Source organism: Candidatus Angelobacter sp., from assembly GCA_035607015.1.
Lineage (GTDB): Bacteria > Verrucomicrobiota > Verrucomicrobiia > Limisphaerales > AV2 > AV2.
Genome location: DATNDF010000100.1, coordinates 1 through 3657, shown reverse-complemented (window position 1 = coordinate 3657; position 3657 = coordinate 1). Strand labels below are relative to the sequence as shown.

The following is a 3657-nucleotide window of genomic DNA, read 5'->3' as shown; positions in this document are numbered from 1 at the left end:
GCCATCGCGGACAGGGGTTCAAAGACCTCTACGCTAAAGTCCAGCCGCAGCTCCAACAACTGCTGTTCACGAAACAACTCGTTTACCTTTCCACCTCGTCCGCCTGGGGTGTGATGGAGGGCGCCATTCGCAACCTGGTTTCCAAAAAAGTGCTCAACTGTATGTGCGGCGCTTTTTCAGACAAGTGGTTCGATGTATCGAAACGCTGCGGCAAGGACGCCGAGGCGCTCCAGGTCGAATGGGGCTCGCCCATCCGCGCGGAACAGGTGGACATCAAACTCGCCTCCGGCCAGTTTGACGCGCTCACCCTGATTCACAACGAGACTTCGACCGGCGTGATGAGTCCGTTGGTGGAGATTGCCGCGTTAAAGAGGAAATATCCCGATGTGATGTTCATCGTGGACGCGGTCAGTTCGCTTTCGGCGACGAAGATTGAATTCGATGCGCTCGGCATCGACGTGCTGCTGGCAGGAACGCAAAAAGCGTTCGCCATGCCCCCGGGCCTGACGCTGTTCGCCTGCTCGCCGGCCGCTTTGGCCAGGGCGGCGATGAGCAGGGACCGCGGCTACTACTTCGATTTTGTCGAGTTCCAAAAAAATGCCGAACAGAACATGACACCGAGCACGCCCAGCATCGGGCACGTCTATGCGCTGGCGTCGAAGCTCGAAGACATCTTTGCCGAAGGACTCGATGTTCGTTACAAGCGGCACGTAACACTGGCGCAGATGACCCGCAACTGGGCGGAACGGCATGGATTCACGCTTTTCCCGGAAAAGGATTTTGAATCGGTCACACTCACTTGCGTAAATAATGGCGCGAAGCCCGGGGGGCGTGCAGTGGATGTCGCCAAATTGCAAAAACTGGTCAAGGACCAGGGATTTCTCATTGATGGCGGCTACGGGAAAATCAAGGGCACAACTTTCCGAATCTCGAACATGGGTGACGAAACCGAAACGACGATGAACCAGCTTTATGCGGCGATGGACTCGGCGATGAAACGGCTGTAAGACGTCCGGAGCAAAGGGAGTCGCTTCCGGGGATCATTCATATTACGGCGTCACTGCGAGTCGCTCCTCGTTCTGCTCGCGCGCCATCAACATGCCCTGTTCCTTGTAGGGCTTGAGCATGAAGTGTGTGGACGTGGAAAGCACGCCTTGAATCGTCGCCAGCTTCTCCGAAACAAACGACGCCACTTCGCGCAGGCTGTTGCCTTCCGCGATGACCAGCAAATCGTATCCGCCGGACATCAGGTAACAGGATCGAACCTCGGCATACTTGGCAATACGCTCGGCCAGACGGTCAAAGCCGCCGCCGCGTTCGGGGGTGATTTTCACTTCGATGACCGCCCGCACCCGATCCACCCCCAGCTTTTCCTCATTTACGATCGTGCGGTAGCCAAGGATGACCTGGTCCTTTTCGTAGGTTTTTATTTTCGCAGCCACCTCGGCTTCCGAGAGGTTGAGCATTTTGGAAAGCTGGGCAGGTGTCAGCGCCGCGTTTTCGCGCAGCAGGTTCAACAATTGATCCATTCCGGAGAGTTAAGCAGGAAAGCGTGTCTTGAACACGAAAATTTCGGAGCGAACCCCGGAAATCCGGAGGCGTTCCGAACTGTCATGCCGCCGTTTTGCGCGGCTTTCGGCCAGCGGTCTCCAGTGTTCCGACCGTGTCTTCCGGCACGCCAGCCCGCAATTTCGCGATGGCTGGCGCCAGATGTTTCAACAAGTAGTCCACATCCTCATCCGTGTTATAGACACCGAGGCTGAACCGCACCGATCCGCGCGCGCGTGCCGGATTCAAGCCCATTGCCACAAGGACGTGCGAAGGATCGAGCGAACCGGTGGTGCAGGCCGAACCGCTTGACGCGCAAATGCCTGCCTGGTCAAGCAACACGAGAATCCCCTCGGCCTCGACGCGACCGAAAGAAATATTGGTCGTGTTCGGCAGGCGCCCGTCCTTTGCCCCATTGCGGTTCGTGTCCGGTATGGTTTTAAGGATATGGTCCTCCAGCCGGTCCCGCAAGGCGCGCACCCGCGTGTTTTCTTCCCGTAGATGTTCCGCCGCCAGTTCCGCCGCCTCACCCGTCGCGATGATGTAAGGTACATTTTCCGTCCCACCACGGCGGTCGCCCTCCTGACGGCCACCAACGATGTAAGGCTGAAACTTCGTACGTCGCCTGATGTAAAGAAGGCCGACGCCTTTTGGCGCATGAAACTTATGCGCGGACAGCGACAGGAAATCCACACCAAGGTTTTGCACATCAATCTTCAGCTTGCCCGGCGTTTGCACGGCGTCCGTGTGGCAAAGCACGCCTTTGCTGCGGCAGATCGCCGCGATTTCCTCAATGGGAAAAATCACGCCGGTTTCGTTGTTCGCCCACATGACCGAGACAATCGCCGTGTCGGGTCGGATGGATTTTTCGAGCAGATGCAGGTCCAACGAACCGTCGGATTCGACTGGAAGAAACGTCACCGCGTAGCCACGTTTCTGAAGATGCTCGCAGAATTTGATGTTGGCCGAGTGTTCCACAGCCGTCGTGGCGACATGCCGTTTGCCGGGGTTCGTCATGAGCGCGCTGTGAATTGCCGTATTGTTGCTCTCGGTGCCGCAACTGGTGAAAATCACGTCACGTGGATCGGCGTTGATGAGCGCGGCCGCCTTGGCCCGCGCGTCCTGGATGCACCGGGCGATTTGATTGCCGAACGTGTAGGCGCTGGATGGGTTGCCCCAGTCTTCAGTCAGAAACGGCAGCATTGCTTCCACCACTTGTGGCGCCACTCGCGTCGTGGCATTATTGTCGAAGTAGTAGGTCTTTTGTCGGCTCATGCTGCAGCGAAATCATCGGCCAAGCGGGTCACTGTAGGCATTGTACGCTCCGATGCAAGTGGCCAATGGTTGAACGCGACTCGAAACGTTGCGTTCGGGTGGAATTCCTTTGTGCGCCGACAGTCTTGGAGCTAACCTTTACGCGAATACATTGACATTTTACAGAGGTTGATGATAATTAAGCATGTTTAGTGTATAACTTATGATTGTCTCCGAAGCGCCACCGAAAGTGACGCACAATGAAGTCATCAAGGAAGCGACCCCGACGCTCGCCGGCGGCATTGCCAATACGCTGGCGGACGCCAATAGCGACCGCTTTTCAGAGGACGATGTCCAGTTCCTCAAGTTTCATGGCATTTATCAGCAAGATGATCGAGATTTGCGCAAGACTCAAAAGAAATACATCATGATGATCCGGGGACGCATCCCCGGCGGCGTGATGACGTCCCGGCAATGGATTGTGTTCGATGATCTTTCGGCGCGATATGGCAACGACTCGCTCCGCATCACCACGCGACAGAGCATCCAATTTCATGGGGTCGTGAAGTCCGGTCTTCGCGCTCTGGTCAAAGGCATCAACGAATCGCTGCTCTCGACACTTTCAGCCTGCGGCGATGTGAACCGCAACGTGCTGGCACCCCCCACGCCCGCATACACCCCAGCCCGACAGCAGGTGTTCGAGGATTGCTCGCGCGCGGCCATGGCGCTCGCGCCCCGCACCAGGGCGTATCATTCGATATGGATTGACGGTGCGCAGTTGAACCTCGACGACCCGGCCAACAAGGACTTCACGGACCCGCTCTACGGCAAGACCTATCTGCCGCGCAAATTCAA

Annotated in this window: 4 protein-coding genes; 2 read left to right on the top strand and 2 right to left on the bottom strand. The window is 57.0% G+C overall.

Going from position 1 to position 3657, the window contains the following annotated elements:
• Positions 1-1007, top strand: a 1007-nt coding sequence (locus VN887_04100) for an aminotransferase class V-fold PLP-dependent enzyme (GenBank protein ID HXT39187.1), incomplete at its 5' end; no start/stop codon positions are given.
• A 42-nt stretch (positions 1008-1049) separates the two neighbouring features.
• On the opposite strand, the gene VN887_04095 is transcribed toward VN887_04100, so the two are convergent.
• Positions 1050-1529 carry an Lrp/AsnC family transcriptional regulator gene (locus tag VN887_04095; protein HXT39186.1) on the bottom strand — a complete coding sequence of 160 codons (480 nt, stop codon included), beginning with the start codon at positions 1527-1529 and terminating at the stop codon, positions 1050-1052.
• 82 nt (positions 1530-1611) lie between these two features.
• Positions 1612-2823: a cysteine desulfurase NifS gene (gene nifS, locus VN887_04090; GenBank protein HXT39185.1), complete on the bottom strand. Its 1212-nt coding sequence runs from the start codon at positions 2821-2823 to the stop codon at positions 1612-1614.
• 202 nt (positions 2824-3025) lie between these two features.
• Between nifS and VN887_04085 the strand changes: the two genes are divergently transcribed.
• Positions 3026-3657, top strand: a 632-nt coding sequence (locus VN887_04085; protein HXT39184.1) for a sulfite reductase, incomplete at its 3' end; no start/stop codon positions are given.

What these genes read in the sequence shown, in the direction of transcription:
- VN887_04095 (HXT39186.1), bottom strand. Translation starts at nt 1,529, where the DNA reads ATGGATCAATTGTTGAACCTGCTGCGCGAAAACGCGGCGCTGACACCT.
- nifS (HXT39185.1), bottom strand. Translation starts at nt 2,823, where the DNA reads ATGAGCCGACAAAAGACCTACTACTTCGACAATAATGCCACGACGCGA.